The 15,560-nt window shown below is 36.0% G+C and carries 15 protein-coding genes and 2 pseudogenes; 11 read left to right on the forward strand and 6 right to left on the reverse strand.

Translation table 11 applies throughout. The features are described 5' to 3' along the window. Nucleotides 1-911: 911 nt before the first annotated feature. Nucleotides 912-1,979, reverse strand: coding sequence for a DUF3466 family protein (locus tag SAGCYANO_RS24030; RefSeq protein ID WP_202222389.1), 1,068 nt, complete (start codon nucleotides 1,977-1,979; stop codon nucleotides 912-914). Between the two features lie 929 nt (nucleotides 1,980-2,908). On the opposite strand from SAGCYANO_RS24030, the gene SAGCYANO_RS24035 reads away from it, so the two are divergent. The 5 genes and pseudogenes from SAGCYANO_RS24035 (at nucleotide 2,909) to SAGCYANO_RS24055 (ending at nucleotide 8,689) form a co-directional block, all read left to right on the forward strand. Next, a complete protein-coding gene (locus SAGCYANO_RS24035) occupies nucleotides 2,909-4,144 on the forward strand; it encodes an RNA-guided endonuclease InsQ/TnpB family protein (protein WP_375339982.1) in 1,236 nt (411 codons plus the stop codon). A 7-nt stretch (nucleotides 4,145-4,151) separates the two neighbouring features. Next, nucleotides 4,152-4,595 (forward strand): SRPBCC family protein, encoded by a 444-nt coding sequence (locus SAGCYANO_RS24040; protein ID WP_202222390.1) that lies wholly within the window; start codon nucleotides 4,152-4,154, stop codon nucleotides 4,593-4,595. Between the two features lie 263 nt (nucleotides 4,596-4,858). Next, a pseudogene (locus tag SAGCYANO_RS24045) lies at nucleotides 4,859-5,983 on the forward strand (RNA-guided endonuclease InsQ/TnpB family protein). Nucleotides 5,984-6,173: 190 nt separating this feature from the next. Next, the gene (locus SAGCYANO_RS24050; RefSeq protein ID WP_202222391.1) at nucleotides 6,174-7,136 is read left to right on the forward strand and encodes an orange carotenoid-binding protein; all 963 of its coding nucleotides are present in this window, start codon (nucleotides 6,174-6,176) and stop codon (nucleotides 7,134-7,136) included. Nucleotides 7,137-7,312: 176 nt separating this feature from the next. Beyond that, on the forward strand, nucleotides 7,313-8,689 hold the full coding sequence (locus SAGCYANO_RS24055; protein ID WP_202222392.1) for an RNA-guided endonuclease TnpB family protein: 1,377 nt from the start codon (nucleotides 7,313-7,315) through the stop codon (nucleotides 8,687-8,689). Between the two features lie 120 nt (nucleotides 8,690-8,809). Here the strand turns inward: SAGCYANO_RS24055 and SAGCYANO_RS24060 are convergent, their stop codons facing one another. Both SAGCYANO_RS24060 and SAGCYANO_RS24065 read right to left on the reverse strand, forming a co-directional pair. Beyond that, nucleotides 8,810-9,490 (reverse strand): DUF2834 domain-containing protein, encoded by a 681-nt coding sequence (locus SAGCYANO_RS24060; protein WP_202222393.1) that lies wholly within the window; start codon nucleotides 9,488-9,490, stop codon nucleotides 8,810-8,812. Nucleotides 9,491-9,789: 299 nt separating this feature from the next. Next, nucleotides 9,790-10,161: a metal-sensitive transcriptional regulator gene (locus SAGCYANO_RS24065; protein ID WP_202222394.1), complete on the reverse strand. Its 372-nt coding sequence runs from the start codon at nucleotides 10,159-10,161 to the stop codon at nucleotides 9,790-9,792. Between the two features lie 80 nt (nucleotides 10,162-10,241). On the opposite strand from SAGCYANO_RS24065, the pseudogene SAGCYANO_RS24070 reads away from it, so the two are divergent. From SAGCYANO_RS24070 to SAGCYANO_RS24080, 3 genes and pseudogenes are all read left to right on the forward strand, one after another. Beyond that, nucleotides 10,242-11,447: pseudogene (locus tag SAGCYANO_RS24070) on the forward strand (HhoA/HhoB/HtrA family serine endopeptidase); the annotation flags it as partial. After that, nucleotides 11,445-11,903: a PDZ domain-containing protein gene (locus tag SAGCYANO_RS47980; protein ID WP_202222408.1), complete on the forward strand. Its 459-nt coding sequence runs from the start codon at nucleotides 11,445-11,447 to the stop codon at nucleotides 11,901-11,903. The pseudogene SAGCYANO_RS24070 and the gene SAGCYANO_RS47980, both read left to right, overlap by 3 nt. A gap of 312 nt (nucleotides 11,904-12,215) precedes the next feature. Next, a complete protein-coding gene (locus tag SAGCYANO_RS24080) occupies nucleotides 12,216-12,551 on the forward strand; it encodes a XisI protein (RefSeq protein WP_202222395.1) in 336 nt (111 codons plus the stop codon). A 97-nt stretch (nucleotides 12,552-12,648) separates the two neighbouring features. On the opposite strand, the gene SAGCYANO_RS24085 is transcribed toward SAGCYANO_RS24080, so the two are convergent. Continuing rightward, nucleotides 12,649-12,825 carry a hypothetical protein gene (locus tag SAGCYANO_RS24085; protein WP_202222396.1) on the reverse strand — a complete coding sequence of 59 codons (177 nt, stop codon included), beginning with the start codon at nucleotides 12,823-12,825 and terminating at the stop codon, nucleotides 12,649-12,651. Nucleotides 12,826-13,083: 258 nt separating this feature from the next. Between SAGCYANO_RS24085 and SAGCYANO_RS24090 the strand changes: the two genes are divergently transcribed. Continuing rightward, a complete protein-coding gene (locus tag SAGCYANO_RS24090) occupies nucleotides 13,084-13,896 on the forward strand; it encodes a DUF4384 domain-containing protein (RefSeq protein ID WP_237396616.1) in 813 nt (270 codons plus the stop codon). Nucleotides 13,897-14,099: 203 nt separating this feature from the next. Here the strand turns inward: SAGCYANO_RS24090 and SAGCYANO_RS24095 are convergent, their stop codons facing one another. Both SAGCYANO_RS24095 and SAGCYANO_RS24100 read right to left on the reverse strand, forming a co-directional pair. Then, entirely contained in the window at nucleotides 14,100-14,504 is a 405-nt protein-coding gene (locus SAGCYANO_RS24095) for a type II toxin-antitoxin system VapC family toxin (RefSeq protein ID WP_202222397.1), read from the reverse strand. After that, nucleotides 14,494-14,709, reverse strand: a complete 216-nt coding sequence (locus SAGCYANO_RS24100; RefSeq protein WP_202222398.1) for a hypothetical protein — start codon at nucleotides 14,707-14,709, stop codon at nucleotides 14,494-14,496. The genes SAGCYANO_RS24095 and SAGCYANO_RS24100 overlap by 11 nt, the downstream gene beginning before the upstream one ends. Before the next feature lie 123 nt (nucleotides 14,710-14,832). On the opposite strand from SAGCYANO_RS24100, the gene SAGCYANO_RS24105 reads away from it, so the two are divergent. Continuing rightward, nucleotides 14,833-15,048, forward strand: coding sequence for a hypothetical protein (locus tag SAGCYANO_RS24105; RefSeq protein ID WP_202222399.1), 216 nt, complete (start codon nucleotides 14,833-14,835; stop codon nucleotides 15,046-15,048). Between the two features lie 28 nt (nucleotides 15,049-15,076). After that, nucleotides 15,077-15,403: a DUF433 domain-containing protein gene (locus tag SAGCYANO_RS24110; protein WP_202222400.1), complete on the forward strand. Its 327-nt coding sequence runs from the start codon at nucleotides 15,077-15,079 to the stop codon at nucleotides 15,401-15,403. Nucleotides 15,404-15,560 lie beyond the last annotated feature (157 nt).

Consider the following 15,560-nt stretch of genomic DNA (forward strand, 5'->3'; position numbering starts at 1 on the left):
AAATTCTGAGTAAAAAATTTACGCATAAATACTTACTCTTATGATGACTCGATCGCGGCAGCTATGATTTTCTTCTAAAATTCTGTCTCCAGTATAGCTGACTCCTGACTCCTGATTCGGTTGCTACATTTTGTGGTGCGGAATGTGGGTTTTATCACTTATTAAACGCACATGATATTCTTTTCAAGAGGATGATTGAGAAGCAGGGAAATTTTGAAACAAAGTTGTGAATTTTTGCCTAAAAATAATATCTAATGAAATCTAATGAAATTACTTTTTGTTTGCAATTATACCATTTCTCAAAAGTATTGCTACATTTCCTTGATAGTAGGGAGTAGGGAGTAGGGAGTAGGGAGTAGAATTCAAAGATATCTTATATCCCACATTCCGCACGTCAAGAGCGTAACATTAAAAGTAGTATATAAATCTGTAGCTTAGTAAGTATTTATACTATGCAAATCATCTCAATTACTTTTTTCGTTCATCAAATTCTGAGTAAAAAATTTACGCATAAATACTTACCCGATCGTGTACTCAATCGTGACAACTATGATTCTCTTCTAAAATTCTGTCTCCAGTATAGCTGTCTCCTGACTCCTGATTCGGTTGCTACATTTTGTGGTACGGAATGTAGGTTATATCTTTGTTTAATGCCGATAATCGTTACAAACATTACTGAACCATTATTACTACTTAATAGCTAAAGTCGCATCGGAAGTATAGCATTATTTTTGGGAATTGCAATTACTTAATCAAAACTATAGCTTATTTTCTCCTAGCAAAAACAAGCTATTAACTTGTAGCTTTGCCTCTATTTCTAGAAGCAAAGCGATATGTATTAAAGTTTGAGTATGAATTATCTAGGAAAATCACTACCAATAAATATTTAATTGTATTATCTATTATTTCTGTTAGAAAATAGGTGTCAACAGAAAAGCACAACAACTTTGATCTTTAATTCCCCATCCCACAATTTGCCCATGATTATTAATAGATCGTGCTTCCTTAAGAACCCAACCCGAGGACGGATCGATCAAATCATTTAGGTCTTGCATCTTATTAAGACTATCCCAAATAAAAGCTCTTTTAGCCCATCCTTCTTGCTCTGTATTTATTAGCTTGTCAGAATAACCAACTATTACACCAGAATCATTAATACTATGAGCTTCACTGTCAAAAAATTGTAAATTGACATTATTAGAAATAGTACCAAGGTCTTGAAATTCCTCACTGTTATTCCACAAGAAAGCTCGGTTATTGTGTTGAGGTACAGAATAAAAACCGATCGCTTGACCAGACGTATTAATATCTGAACCTAAAAAACCTGGTAATTCTTGGATATCTTTATCACTATTCCATATAAAAGCTTTGACGATTAAATCTGAAGAAACAGAATAGCCTGCTACTTGACCAGAATAGTTAATTGCGTATGCACTACTTTCTATATCATCAGAAATACTAAGATTTTGTATGCCTTTTGTCTCATCCCAAATAAAAGCTTTCCGTTGACCATTATTAGTGACAGAAAAACCTACTACTTGACCAGAATTATTAATACTATAAGCCTCACTCAAATTGTTACTTTTAGTATCAAGGTAATATATGCCTTTTGTCTTATCCCAAATAAAAGCTTTCCGTTGACCACAATAATATTCAGAATAGCCAACTACTTGACCATATTCATTAATACTATAGGCACAGCTAGAATTATTACCAATAGTACCAATATCTTGCATACCTTCGTTAGAGTCCCATACAAAGGCTTGTTTTTGACCTATATCATTAATTGAATAACCGACTATTTGAGCAGAATCATTAATATCTTTAGCTACACTTATATCACCTCCAAGTGTTCCTAAGTCAGTCAGATAGTAGTAAGAAGCAGCAGTAGGATTTAATGGTTTTACACTGGGCATCAGTAATTGTGCTGAGACTTGGGATGGTTTAATTTTATGATTTATAGATAGAGGTAAAATCATGGTTATTTGTTTTGTAATTTATTAGGGATTATCTACATTTTTGTGTCACTACTTATTAACCAAGAATCAAAGAAGTAATTACGTTCAACTTCACGATAAATCAGCCATTTCTATTAGTTTCTTTTGATACATTTTTTTGGACACCATGAATATTGTTAACTTGAAAATTCCATCACTCTACTTAAATAATATCATAAATTAATAAGATTTTTCTAGCTAGACTTACTGTATATATTTACTTAGTATTCATCAAACTAGCAATTATTTTAAATTGGTATTACCAAATCTTCATAAGATAAATTTGTCAAGAATATATAACTCTATATCAATTACAAGTATGCAATATTTCTAAATTTATAGTGGTAATGTTCGATTTTACTTAAGCTTTGACATTCGGACGTGGCGAGCTATGCATTATTTATCTATACAATTTTTTTCGATAAATCTGTAAATTGAATTAGTATTTATACATTCTTAAAAAGAGAAAAAGTATAACTTAAGTTAGTATGAAAAAAAAATTTTGTATAAGAAAAGACAAATTATGCTTAAGTATATAAACTTATTTGGAGAAAGTAAAACTTCTGGGAATGAAAAACTACTCTAACTTCAGAAATATTGTGGTATCAGATTTAAGTATTTTTGATAAGTTTTTAACATTAACTTTTACTTCCAGTCTGAGACGAGAACATTAACCACCAAAAAACCAAGTAGAGCTGCAACTTCAGGACTGTTAAAATAGCAATGAAGTAGCCCTTATAGTAAACAATAATTATGATAAGCTTTGAGGATTAACGAAATGTCCGGCAGAATTCCCTCATCCTCTGTAGGTTAGGGATGAATACCCGACCAACAAATAAACCGCAAAGCGTCCACATTTTGTCATCCTGTGTTATGATAATTGACCATCAACCCTAGTTCACCTGAAACTATTGTATAGAGCCATCAAAGTCAGAATCTATCCCAACCCTCAGCAGTGCCAAAAACTAACTCAAGTCATGGGGGCAGCCAGATGGCGGTGGAATTATGCTTTGAATTTGTCCAATCAAACTTACAAAGAAACAGGTAAAGGGTTAACTCAAATAGCTCTCAATCAAGTTTTACCATTACTCAAAAAATCAGAAGAAACTGCATGGCTAAAAGAGTGTTACTCACAAGTTTTGCAGTCCACAACCCTGAACTTAACTAAAGCTTTCAAGAACTTTTTTGAAGGTAGAGCTAAATACCCAAGATTCAAGTCCTATCATGGCAGACAATCAGCCCAATATCCTCAGAACTGTCAGGTAGTGGAGAATGGGGTAAAAATCCCTCAAGTTGGAGTAATCAAAGCATCTATTCATCGGCTATTTGATGGTCAACTAAAAACCGTAACCATTACTAAAACACCAACCCGAAAGTATTACGCTTCATTGTTATTTGACACTAAACAAGAAACTCCGGAAGTGGTTGTTACAGGTAAGGTTATCGGTATAGATTTAGGCTTAAAAGATTTTTGTATTACCCATAATGGAGAAAAAGTATCTAAATATGCTAATCCTAAACACTTCAAAAAACATCAAAAAAACTTAGCTCGAAAACAGGCTAAATTAGCCCGTAATAACATTGGGAGTAAATCAAGACAAAAAGCTCGTAAGCTAGTAGCTAGAGTTCACGAACGTATTAGCAATACCCGCCAAGACTTTCTACATAAATTATCTAGAAAAATTGTCAATGATAATCAAGTAGTGGTTGTGGAGAATTTGAATATCAAGGGTATGGTTTGTAATCATAACTTAGCTCAGGCTATTTCTGATGTGGGATGGGGAATGTTTATCAATTTTCTTGACTATAAACTACAGCAAAAAGGCGGTTTATTGGTTAAGATTGACCGTTTTTTCCCTAGCTCTAAAACTTGCTCTAACTGTCTGTATCAAATATCGGAGCTGCCATTAGATATGAGAGAATGGACTTGTCCGAGTTGTCGTACACACCACGACAGAGATGAAAATGTGAGTAAAAACATTAGATCAGAAAACATTAGACAACTATACGGTCTTGGAAGGACTGCTGCTGTTCGCGCAGCGTCCCGTAGGGAAGGAGGGGAAGTAAGACCAAAAGGTGGGCGTAAGTCTGTCTTGAGGCATTCCCCTGTGAGTTCAGAAGCCCCACAACGTAGCAAGTTGAGGTAGTTCACGAATGTTGCACTTTCGGTATTCAACGTTAATTAATGCACCAGTTGAAGTTGTTTGGGAATTTCACGAACGTTCCGATATTTTGCAAATCCTGACACCGCCATGGCAACCAGTCCAAATTATCCGTTGTCAAGGTGGACTAGAAATAGGAGCAATATCAGAATTTAAGATTTGGCTCGGTCCAATTCCTGTGAATTGGGTGGCCGAATATACGGAGCATGAAAAATATCGTCTGTTTACTGACGAACAAAAAGAAGGGCCAATGGCTAGCTGGACTCATCGTCATCAGTTTAGTGAAGAAGATGGTAAGACTAGGTTAACTGATGCGATCGCATTTTCTTTACCGGGAGATTGGTTAGCGGAATCTTTTTTAGGTTGGTGGGTAGATTCTCGACTAGAGGATATGTTTCGGTATAGACATGATGTTACTAAACGGGAATGCGAGTAGGGGAGTAGGGAGTGAGGGAGTGGGAGAGTGAGGGAGTAGGGGAGAAGTAAAGATCGGAATAATTATAGCAATGGGCGCTGGTATATTTACAAATTGCAGAAGAGGCCAAATAGCTAAAATTCTTATATTGTCGGCAATTTATTTCCCTGTATTTGTTCTTAGAAACTATTTACAAAAAAATCAAACCGAAAGAGAGCATTGACTTAATCAACGAATAACGATATAATACGTTAAAAAGCATACCATTAGATAGAGTGCCCTCAATCTCTATGAAATCCATCAGAACCAAACTCAAATTAAATAATCAACAAAAAACTCTGATGGCTCAACATGCAGGTTATAGTAGATGGTGCTACAACTGGGGTTTAAGTCTATGGAATGCTGCATATATTGATGGTTACAAGCCCAACTCTCGTAAACTCAGAGAGGTTTTTACCAATCACACCAAACCACTCTACCCCTGGATGAAAAACTTATCATCTAAAGTTTACCAATATGCTTTTATTAACTTGGGTGAAGCATTTAAGAGGTTCTTCCAAGGCTTAGGTAAACGCCCAAGGTTTAAAAAGAAAGGGAAGTCTGATTCATTCACCATAGATAATTGTGGAAAACCAATAGAATTAAATGGATGGAATCACAAATTACCTTTTATTGGTATAGTCAAAACTTATGAACCAATTGAAGCAACAACAAAAAAAATAACAATCAGCAGACAAGCTGGTGATTGGTATTTAAGTTGCAGCTATGAATTTACTCCGACCTCAACACCAAAAACCACAGAAGTTGTAGGTGTAGATTTAGGAATTAAGACACTAGCAACACTAAGTACAGGTGAAGTATTCAAGAGTATTAAGCCTTACAAAAAAGCGCAAAACAGACTGGCTAAATTACAACGACAACTGAGTAAGAAAGTTAAGCATTCAAGGAATTGGTACAAAGCAGTAGTCAAGCTAGCCAAACAACATAGACGAGTAGCTAATATCCGTAAAGATGCACTTGATAAATTGACAACTTACTTAGCCAAAAACCACGGCACTGTTGTGATAGAAGACCTAAATGTGTCCGGAATGTTAGCCAACCATAAGCTAGCCAAATCAGTTAGCAGATAGTGATTTTATGAATTTAGAAGACAGCTAGAATACAAGTGTCAATGGTACGGCTGTGAATTAGTAATAGTTGATAGATTTTTTCCATCATCAAAAACTTGCTCTAATTGTGGTCATGTACAGGATATGCCTTTGAATGTCAGAACTTATGACTGCCCAGAATGTGGTTTATCCATTGAGAGAGACTGGAATGCCTCAATTAATTTAAGAGATGCGGTCGGCTTGACCGTCAATGCCTGTGGACGGAGTGCTGCCGACAGTTCCGGTGGAAGCAGGAAGTAAACATTAAAATGTCACGCTATGTGACGTTTTATGTAGGTTTTATGAAGCAGTTGTTAAGAACAATAGCTCTACTACTAGGTATAATAGCTCTTTTTAGTATCAACTAGACGGGGTTTCTTGCACAATTGCTACTCAAACCCCAAGCATTGTAAACTTTAAATTAATTGTCTGATCCTGGAGCCTAACAAAGATGTCCTTTGATATTGAGTCTGCTCGCAATATTTTTCCCAAAACACTTTCTGCGGATGTGGTGCCTGCGACACTCGCCCGCTTCAACCAGTTGATTGTGGAAGACAAACTAGCACTGATCTGGTTTGCCTATCTGGAAATGGGGAAGACATTGTCAATCTCGACCCCCGAGCCTGTGAATATGCAATTTGTCAGCAGTACCCTTAGTCAGATCAGGCTGATGAGTTTTAGTGAGCAATCGCAATTAATGTTTGACCTAGCTAGCCGGACAGACCGACCCATCTGCCGTCTCTACGCTACCTGGTCAGTGAACATCAAACTCGGCTTCTGGTTCCAATTGGGCAAATGGATGGAAGAGGGTCTTGTAACCCCTATTCCTAGGGAATATAAGCTTTCAGCCAACGCATCGGCAGTCCTTCAAGCCATTCGAGTTGTCGATCCAGGTCAACAAATTACAATTCTGCGTAATGCAGTGGTGGATATGGGCTTTGAACCATCAGAGTTGGGTGCCTACAGCCCGGTGGCGGAGCCCTTGGTTGCTCCCAAAGCCATGGCCGAGCGCACTCCAATTACAGCCATTCCCGGTGTTGAGAGCCAGATCGTTTTGCAGTACATGGATAACCTGAATGCCAATGACTTTGATGCGCTGATCCAACTCTTTGCCCCAGATGGGGCCCTGCAACCGCCGTTCCAACGCCCGGTTGTGGGACATAATGCCCTATTGCGCTTTTTCCGGGAGGATTGCCAAAACATAAGATTGCTGCCTGAACGGGGTATAACAGAGCCTGACGAAGAAGGCTACACTCGAATTAAGGTAACAGGCCAAGTACAAACCCCATGGTTTGGCCATGATGTGGGCATGAATGTAGCATGGCGATTCCTGCTTAATCCAGAGAACAAGATTTTCTTTGTGGCCATTGATTTACTTGCTTCTGCTCAGGAGTTGCTGAACCTGGCATCTTAGCTTGACCTCTCATCGGTTCGGGTGCAGCTTCTGTCTGTGATGTCTCAGATAATGCGCTCGACTCTATCAAGGGTGATTAACTGTTAAACTTAAACTGTAGAAAATAGTTGTAAAATTTACACTCATTGTTGTAATATTAAACAGGTACAGGACTTAAGATGAATTATAGTGGGTGAATGCGACTTGTTGACAGACATATTATTAACCGAACACATCGGTATTGGCAGGTGTGTGATGAGTTAGCCTTTAAGTCGAAAAACTTGTACAATTTAGCTAACTATTATTGTCGTCAGCATTTTTTCAGGTCCTCAAAAAGTCTGGATTTAACGAAACTATACCACGCCACCAAAGATAGCGATGCCTATAGATCATTACCAACTAAAGTATCAAAACAAATAATCAAATGTTTGGTTGCAACTTGGCGTGGTTATTTTCAGGCAATCAAAGAATGGTCAAAACATCCAGGGAAGTTTTTAGGTAAACCTAAAATACCAAAGTATAAGGACAAAACCAAAGGTAGAAATGTAGTTATATATTCAAAGGAATCAGTCTATAAAGCCCCTCTCAAAGATGGTATTTGTCACTTATCCATGAGTGATATCAAAATACCTGTAGTTGTGGAAACTGTAATCGAAGTCAGGATAGTACCTGCTACTAGCTGCTATATAATTGAAGTAGTCTATGAAAAAACACTTCAGCCACAAATACACTCAACATCTGTAGCCGGAATAGACTTAGGGATTGACAGATTAGTTGCTCTATCTACAAACAAGCCTGGTGTTAAGCCGATGCTTGTTAATGGGAAGCCACTAAAAAGTGTTAATCAGCTTTACAACAAGCGTAAAGCTAAGTACCAAAGTCATCTCAAAGGCAACAGAAAAACTAGCCGTAAGATTGAGGCGTTAACCTATCACCGAAATCGTTTTGTGGAGAATTATCTGCATAACACCAGTAAATTAGTTGTCAATTATTTAGTGACTAATAATATTGGTACTGTAGTCATAGGAAAAAATGAGAACTGGAAACAATGTGCAGATATAGGCAAAAAAAACAATCAAAACTTTACCCAAATACCCCACTCAAAGCTAATTCAACAGATAACTTATAAATGTCAACTAGCTGGGATCAAAGTCATTGAAACGGAAGAAAGTTACACCAGTAAAACTTCTGCACTTGACCTAGAATTGCCATGTCAGCAGGAAAATTATGTGGGAAAACGAGTCAAACGTGGTTTATTCAGAAGTGCAACAGGTAAAGTGATTAATGCCGATATTAATGGCAGTATATGCGATAATCAGAAAGAAATTCCCAGGGGCTTTTACTGTCGAGGGAATAGTGAGCTGTGCCGAGAGCGCCTGTATTGGTTAATCCAATATCAAGATAAAAGCTCAGATCGATTTTCTACAGTTTTTTTCGTACGGTCTCACCGCTCTCTTGATCGGCGTTCCCATGGTGAGGAGAGCGCTCTTATCAGAGCCGCTCCGCTGTTAGCGCAGCTTTGCGAAGCGCAAACGCCGGGTTCCGACCGCGCCTGCGCACAGCGCTATAACTAGCGATTAGCTTTTAGCATTTCCGTTCCGGTATGCTTTGCAAACGCGCACATTTACTGCTAACTGCCGATGGCCGATCGCTTACTTAAATGCAAAATAGCTTATCAATTTACTTATTAATTATTAATTGTTGAATGTAGCTTGTTGTTGATTTGATATTGTAGAAGTATCTGCTGTTAATAAAGGTGAACGTACAGACAAATAAATTAATGGACCTAAAAGTGGAACTAATGCTATCCAATACCACGGAGATTTTTTCATTCCTCGCCTACTCATATCATCTTCTAACAAAGTGGGAAATAATAGACACAACAGACAAAAATCTAAACTCATTACATGAATAAATCTACTGGTTTGCCACTGTTGAATAAAATCTCCCCAGTCGCCATTTGTCAAACCGTATATTAGTAATAAAATTGTACCTACTGTTAAAGCAATTCCTAAAATTCGAGAATCTAAAATATTTAAAAATAAGTTCTTTTTTCCTGAGAAATTTGGATTAGGTTGACGCCATCCTAAATAGGGTAAAATAGCAAATGCTCCGACTCCAAATGATAATGTCGAAAATAACCAAGCTGGTGTTTTTTGTCCTCTGCCATCAAAGAACATTAAACAACTGTAAATCAACGGCCATATTCCCATAATATTGAATAGAGATACAATCAACGGATTGATATTTTCCCATTGACCTGTTGATAATTTTTGGATTAATTCTAAAGTATCTGGTTGGTCAGGAGGTGCTAGCATAAATGCGTAAGTGCTAAACCCAATCCAAAGTAACCACAAAGCTATTTTTTTTAACATAAGTTGTTTGATGAAATCTTTTTCTTGCTTTGTTGAAAAGTCAAATTATTTGATGGAATATGATGAAATTTACTGTTGATTTTGCAGCTAATCGATAACTTAATTTTCTAGTCAAACCATTGATTTAATTTTAGTGGATAAAGGTCATTTCAGTTATCAGTTATCAGTTATCAGTTATCACTAATCCTGCAATAAGGAGGCTTGAAATATGGAATATTCTATTTTTTTTTGTCCCCTTAAAAGGGGAGGCTTTACACCAAAATTTTTCGGTAAAAAATTATCCGAAAAAACATAATAAATCAAGGTAAAAATCTATCTAAAGCTGACTTTAAAGCTTCAACTTCAACATCAATATCTCCATCTTGAGTTGCCCGGGAAATACAATCAGATAAATGGTTATCTAAAACCATACGAGCGACTCGGTCCAAAGCACCACGAACTGCAGCTATTTGTACTAAGACATCAGGACAAGGACGACTATCTTTGATCATAGTTTTAATTCCTCTAACGTGCCCTTCAATTCTTGATAATCTATTCACTAGACGTTGTAGGGATTCTTCACTATGAACATGAGGATGAGCAGAAGAGTGGTGGCTATGTTCCGAATTTGACTCTGCCTTGGCTTGATTATGAGGTAACTGTTCTTTTTGTTGTTCCTGAGATAACACCATAGATTTTGAGTATAATATAGTTAGGATTAGGGTTATTATAACACCAATCCCACTCAATTAGTCAATCAAACTTTAATGCTATGAAATTGTGCAAATTTTCTCAAATAACTGCCAAAATAACTTATCAATTATTGGCCATTTTTGTTGTTTTTACTTTAATAGTTACTTGTCTACCAATAGCACCAGCAATGGCAACTTCTAAACTATTTAAAGGGTTATCGAATCCTCCCTTAGTAGCATTGCAAGGTATACCAGAGAATATCAATACTAGAAATAGTAATAGTTTTGTGACAGAAGCAGTCAATAAAGTTGGTTCAGCCGTGGTAAGAATTGATACAGAACGACTAATTACTCGCCCTACTAATCCTTTTTTTGAAGACCCATTTTTTGAACGTTTTTTTGATGACAACTTAATGATTCAACCACCTTCACAAGAATTGTTAAAAGGTCAAGGTTCGGGTTTTATTGTTGACTCGAAAGGTATAATTTTAACCAATGCTCATGTAGTAGATCAGGCTGACAAAGTTACTGTGAGTTTAAATGATGGTAGACAGTTTATTGGAGAAGTAAAAGGAACAGATGAAGTTACAGATTTAGCCGTAGTTGAAGTTGATACAAAAGGTGAAAATTTACCAGTAGCAGCTTTAGGTAATTCCGACTTAGTACAGGTAGGAGATTGGGCAATAGCAGTAGGAAATCCTTTGGGATTTAATAATACTGTAACTTTAGGAATTATTAGTACTTTAAAACGTCCTAGTTCAGCAGTAGGAATTCCTGATAAAAGATTAGATTTTATTCAAACTGATGCAGCGATTAATCCTGGAAATTCTGGGGGTCCGTTGTTGAATGATCGGGGTGAAGTAATTGGGATTAATACTGCAATTAGAGCTGATGCTATGGGTATTGGTTTTGCTATTCCTATCAATAAAGCTAAAGAAATTAAAGATGTATTAGCTCGTGGAGAACAAGTACCCCATCCTTTTGTTGGTATTCAGATGATTACTTTGACTCCAGAAGTTGCGAAGGAAAATAATAATGACCCCAATTCTGTTTTAATTTTGCCAGAGGTAAATGGAGTTTTAGTAACGAAAGTTTTGTCTGGTACTGCGGCAGAAAAAGCAGGCATTCGGAGAGGAGATGTAATTCTAGAAATTGATAATCAACCAATAGTTAATGCAGAGCAATTACAGAGGAAAGTTGAAGATGGTGGTGTTGGTCAAAAATTGCAGTTTAAGATTCTACGAAATGGTAGAGAAAAACAGTTATTTGTTGTAAGTGGACAAATGATTTCTTCTGCTCATGTAGTAGATAAAGTTGACACAGTAACTGTGAGTTTGAATGATGGTAGACAGTTTATTGGAGAGGTAAAAGGAACAGATGAAGTTACAGACTTAAAAGAAATCAAATATATACTAGCTCGTGGAGAACAACTACCCCATCCTTCTGTTGGTATTCAGATGATTTCTCTAACACCAGAAATTGCTAAAGAAAATAATGTTGACCCCAATTCTCCTTTAATTTTGCCAGAGGTAAATGGAGTTTTAGTAACGAAAGTTTTGTCTGGTACTGCGGCAGAAAAAGCAGGCATTCGTAGAGGAGATGTAATTCTAGAAATTGACAATCAACCCATCATTAATGCAGAACAATTACAGAGGAAAGTTGAAGATAGTAGTGTAGGGGAAAAATTGGAATTCAAAATTATCCGAAATGGTAGAGAAAAACAGTTATTTGTTGTAAGTTAACAAATGATTTCTTAGAATGTAGTAATACAGCAGATTCCAAGTATATGAAGTACAGATATTAATAATTGAATGTTTCCAGTGCGAGCATCTTGCTCGCGTGGGTGTACCTCACCAAGGTGGAATCCGTTGTATCTGTTAAGGCAAGAATAGTTAGGGAGCAAGATGCTCCCACTTTTGCCTTGATTTATATATTGATTTATCCATTCAACAAAAAGAATTAAAACTAGCTAAAGACTTCTATCGCGATACGTTCAACAATTATTAATTATTAATTATTAATTATTAATTATTAATTATTAATTATTAATTATAATGGATACCTTAGTTAAATATCGAGACACTATTCAACAGCAACTTCAGGAATATACAGAAATTCCTTATGCTTATGGAGATTTACAATGTCGTTTAATTATTAGCGAAGATAAGAATAATTTTTTATTAATTACTCAGGGATGGGAAGATGATTTACAAGTTCATGGATGTCTAGTTCATGTAGAAGTAATTGAAGATAAAATCTGGATACATCGGGATGGTTTAGAGGATGGTATCGCTTTAGATTTAGTCAATGCAGGTATTCCGAAAAATCAAATTGTTTTGGGTTTTCATCCACCAGAAGTACGTCCTTATACAGAATTTGCAGTTAATTAGAAAAATAAGCTTTTTTAATAGTAAATGGGGATGAAAAATGTCTGGCAAAGAAGAATGATAACTTTGTAGGGACGTTGCGTGCAATGTCCCTATTTAATTATTCGTCGGTATCTTTTAAGCTGATTAGTAAAGCAGATATACTAGATGTCATAGTTACTCCACTTTCAATAGCTTGACTAATTTTTTTGGCATTTTGATTATTGCTGATTGATAGAATGCTGAAAATAATTCCAGCAAAGATTGAGATTAATAATATTTTGAATGATTTAGACATTTTTTCCTCTTGTTTTTTTGAATTTATACTATTAGCTTAATTAGAAAATTTAGGATATAACAATAGAATATTAAAGAGTTAAGTAGAAGTTTTATTAAAGTATAAATAATCAAAAATGGTAGAAAAAAGATTAGTTTTGAATCAAAATAGAGCTATGTAGAGCCAGGTAGAGTTATGTAGAAATATGTAGAATTGTTATTGCCAGTTTGAATTTATCGAAATATAGTTATAGGTGAATCTATCGAAAAGGAATAGTTGATGATGGTAGATAAAAGTTACAAGGATAAAGAGGCTAGTTTTCTGGAAAAAATAGCTGATATATTGATGCTTAAAGATAAAAATAGGTTGGTATTTATCGAACGGTTTAAAAGAGATAATGATGATTTGAATAATCCAGCACTGGCTGATGTTTTATCAAATAATTTATTAGAAAATGCTAGTAAAAAAGCAATCCCAGAAATTGTTCTGCGTGACTCTTTGAGGACAATATTTAGAAAACTAGAGGTTGAAGGTTGTGATTTTGAGGGAGCGAAAAGAGATAAAGTTGAAATTGCTAAACGGTGGTTGCGTGAAATAGTTTATCGTTGGTATCTATTGAAAAATATGGCTGTTTCAACTAATAAAATGGGTCCGGTTATCCCAAGGGTTAGCAGAATGGATATGTGGCAATGTGATTCTAATTATCCTGGTAGTGTACCTTTGGGAACTGAGATTAAATTTGAGGTACAGTTGGAACGTCCGGGATATTTGACTCTTTTGGAAAAAGGTACTTCTGGCAAATTTTATTGTTTGTCGCCGTCGTTTCTTGCGCCTTCTCCTAGTTTTAATGAAGCGGGTGCAGTATCGTTACCAATGGAGGGAGCATTTAGAGAATCTTTTAAACTGAGTGGTAAACCTGGGGTTGAGGAGATAATAGTGGCGATCGCTCCGGAACGTCCAAAGTTAGATTGGTTGCCGAAACCAGAGCAACCACCTTTACGTCTTGAGGGAGAGCATTTGCAGGAATTTTTGGCATATTTTGAGGGTGAGTCAGATTGTACTTTGTGGTATATGGATTATAAGGTGGTGTAGATGTAGGGTGTGTTTAAGCGAAGCGTAATGCACCAGCAGAAATTCTTGTGATTTCTGAGAACGGGAGCTAGACACTGATTTTGCCACGGATGTACGGATTTATTGTTGCTACTGAGAGGTTTAAAACCTGAACTTTGAAGTTTTAAACCTCAACTGATTTAAACTTTTTATGTAATAGATAAAAAGCTGTAAAATCTATAAAATCAACTTATTAAAGTCTGAAAACCAGCTTGTCTGAAATGGCGATCGGAGGTTAAAGCTTGGGTAATATTTGCCTCACGCATAACTACAAAAGAAATACAATCTACTAATCCCCAAGATTGGTCTTGGTAACTTTTGTACAAAGCAAATCCTTTGTCAAATAATTGAGGAGTTAACCGAACAATTTCTACCTGTTGGGAACTCAAAAAGTGTTCGATTATTTCGGTCGCTTTATCTTTATAATTTCGCGCCAGAGCATTACCAATTTCTAGCAAAATGGCATCGGTACTTAATAAAGGATAGCCATCAAAGCGATCGGCTAATTCCCTAGCTTGTTGATGGTATCGGTCTCGCCTATTGATTAAAGCTATTACAAACGAGGTATCTACAAATGTTTTACTCGACACTTTTCTCTCCGCTCAAATACAAATCTAAATTAGCCGCAAAATCTTCTGGACCGTCTATTTGTATACTTTTCAATTTAGACATAAATGTAGATTCTTTTTTAATCGGTTTTGCATCTGCAAACTTTTTAATTAACCAGTAGAGTTCCTCGAAATATTCTTCTGAAATACTCTCAATTTCTGCGTAAATTTTTTCTTTATCGGTCATTGTTTTACTCCATTAAAAAAGCATCGTCTCTATTTCCCGAAAAAGGAATTGATAGGAATTATACCAAATTAGGTTCTCAAAAGTACCTTTTTCAAATTATTTTCTTAAAAGGAACAAATTAATATGTACAAAGTTCTACAAGCAATTTGTCAAAATGGCAATCTGATATTTAGCGAACAACTCAGTTCAGAATTAGAGGGAAAAAAACTTAAGGTTATTTTGGTAGAAGCAGATGTTATTCAAGATAACAAGGAAAGATTTTTGCAGTTAGTAGACGAATATTCTTTTGCTTTGCCAGATGACTATCAGTTTAATCGGGGAGAATTATATGATAGATAAAATAATAGTAGATACTTAAGAGTCAACTATGAAATTAAAAGATTTAGAACCCCAACTTTTGGCATTAACTCCAGCAGAAAAACTTCAAGCTATCCAACTTTTAGCTCACAGTTTGGCTAATATTTATTCTGGTATTGAAAAGACTCCGGGTGTTTGTGGTGGTGATGCTTGTATTGTTGGTACTCGCATTCCTGTGTGGGTGTTGGTGAATTATGGAAATTTGGGAGTAAGTGATGCTGAACTTCTCAAGTGTTATCCTAGTCTGCGTATTTCCGATTTAGAAAATGCTTGGGTTTATGCTGAAGCTAATACGGAGGAAATCAAACGTGCTATTCAGGAAAATGAGGAAGCTTGAGCTATGGCACGTTTATATGTTGTTGCTGTCGTCTATAGTTATCTGAAAAACCTTTGTTGTGCTACTTCTCAGAAGAATTTAACAATCCAACAATAAACAAAACAAATTATCTATTAACAAAAATAAAAGAAGTAAATCATGTTGAACTGGATAAAAG

Source organism: Okeania sp. KiyG1 (genome assembly GCF_014132355.1).
Taxonomy (GTDB): domain Bacteria; phylum Cyanobacteriota; class Cyanobacteriia; order Cyanobacteriales; family Microcoleaceae; genus Okeania.

What these genes read in the sequence shown, in the direction of transcription:
- SAGCYANO_RS24065 (WP_202222394.1), bottom strand. Translation starts at nt 10,161, where the DNA reads ATGGTGTTATCTCAGGAACAACAAAAAGAACAGTTACCTCATAATCAA.
- SAGCYANO_RS24100 (WP_202222398.1), bottom strand. Translation starts at nt 14,709, where the DNA reads ATGACCGATAAAGAAAAAATTTACGCAGAAATTGAGAGTATTTCAGAA.
- SAGCYANO_RS24080 (WP_202222395.1), top strand. Translation starts at nt 12,216, where the DNA reads ATGGATACCTTAGTTAAATATCGAGACACTATTCAACAGCAACTTCAG.
- SAGCYANO_RS24055 (WP_202222392.1), top strand. Translation starts at nt 7,313, where the DNA reads ATGCGACTTGTTGACAGACATATTATTAACCGAACACATCGGTATTGG.
- SAGCYANO_RS24110 (WP_202222400.1), top strand. Translation starts at nt 15,077, where the DNA reads ATGAAATTAAAAGATTTAGAACCCCAACTTTTGGCATTAACTCCAGCA.
- SAGCYANO_RS24105 (WP_202222399.1), top strand. Translation starts at nt 14,833, where the DNA reads ATGTACAAAGTTCTACAAGCAATTTGTCAAAATGGCAATCTGATATTT.
- SAGCYANO_RS24030 (WP_202222389.1), bottom strand. Translation starts at nt 1,979, where the DNA reads ATGATTTTACCTCTATCTATAAATCATAAAATTAAACCATCCCAAGTC.
- SAGCYANO_RS24050 (WP_202222391.1), top strand. Translation starts at nt 6,174, where the DNA reads ATGTCCTTTGATATTGAGTCTGCTCGCAATATTTTTCCCAAAACACTT.
- SAGCYANO_RS24090 (WP_237396616.1), top strand. Translation starts at nt 13,084, where the DNA reads ATGATGGTAGATAAAAGTTACAAGGATAAAGAGGCTAGTTTTCTGGAA.
- SAGCYANO_RS24060 (WP_202222393.1), bottom strand. Translation starts at nt 9,490, where the DNA reads ATGTTAAAAAAAATAGCTTTGTGGTTACTTTGGATTGGGTTTAGCACT.
- SAGCYANO_RS24085 (WP_202222396.1), bottom strand. Translation starts at nt 12,825, where the DNA reads ATGTCTAAATCATTCAAAATATTATTAATCTCAATCTTTGCTGGAATT.
- SAGCYANO_RS47980 (WP_202222408.1), top strand. Translation starts at nt 11,445, where the DNA reads ATGATTTCTTCTGCTCATGTAGTAGATAAAGTTGACACAGTAACTGTG.
- SAGCYANO_RS24040 (WP_202222390.1), top strand. Translation starts at nt 4,152, where the DNA reads ATGTTGCACTTTCGGTATTCAACGTTAATTAATGCACCAGTTGAAGTT.